We start from the raw sequence: 750 nt of genomic DNA on the forward strand, positions 1-750 counted from the left end.
TGGCACCATTTGCCCTTCTTTATCACTTCCGCCTTTTCTCCATCCTGTTTTGGTCTGTACCATCACTTCCCAATGTGCTTCGGGTACCTGCAAAGGATTTTTAATAAGCTGTAAAGGATTCAGCCAGCCATTTATTGTAGAAACAGAATACATTTCCTGTTTTCCTATTACAGGCTTGTTGTTTCCGATGATTGTTAATTTTCCCATATTTGTGTTTGTGTTTATTCGCAGATATTTAAATTTTCTTCCTGTTCATCCTGAAATTCTTTGTAGTCAAGCAACGGGTTAATATTCTGTTGCTGTTTTAGATCTGCATTCCTGACATTCTGTTGAGTGATCTCCGCAGTTTGCCCATGTTCTTTTATTGTAATTTTTCCTCCTGTTGTACACATGAGTTCAGAAAGTTCTGTAATACAGCTTTTATTCATAACCTTTACTTTCTCATAAGCTTTTTGCCATTTTCCTGCCGGAGCAAATGCACAAGGTAAATAACCACCTGAACTTGGTTTTAGCTTGCATTGCCCAAAACTGGGACCTGGTGGGATGAATTGCACATCATCTTCCGTAACGGCTAAATAATCTGCTTGTCCTTCTTTGTTATTCCAATAATGTTTCTGGTGCGATGTTACTTTAAACTGTGGAAACTGATCCCCTTGATTACACTGAGCTTTTCCTTTTTGGATCACGAAATATTTACCATCGTGAGGTAATGAATTTTCTGACATCATATTGTGATTTTGGTGTTTTTTT

At 37.6% G+C, this 750-nt stretch carries 2 protein-coding genes; both read right to left on the minus strand.

Annotated elements, in window-relative coordinates; genetic code table 11:
- Positions 1-207: hypothetical protein (locus tag AC5YGG_RS20885; RefSeq protein ID WP_496146360.1), on the minus strand; the 207-nt coding region annotated here is incomplete at its 3' end.
- A gap of 14 nt (positions 208-221) precedes the next feature.
- Positions 222-750, minus strand: a 529-nt coding sequence (locus AC5YGG_RS20890; RefSeq protein WP_496146361.1) for a DUF4280 domain-containing protein, incomplete at its 5' end; no start/stop codon positions are given.

The organism is Chryseobacterium sp. CS2K3 (assembly GCF_059515185.1).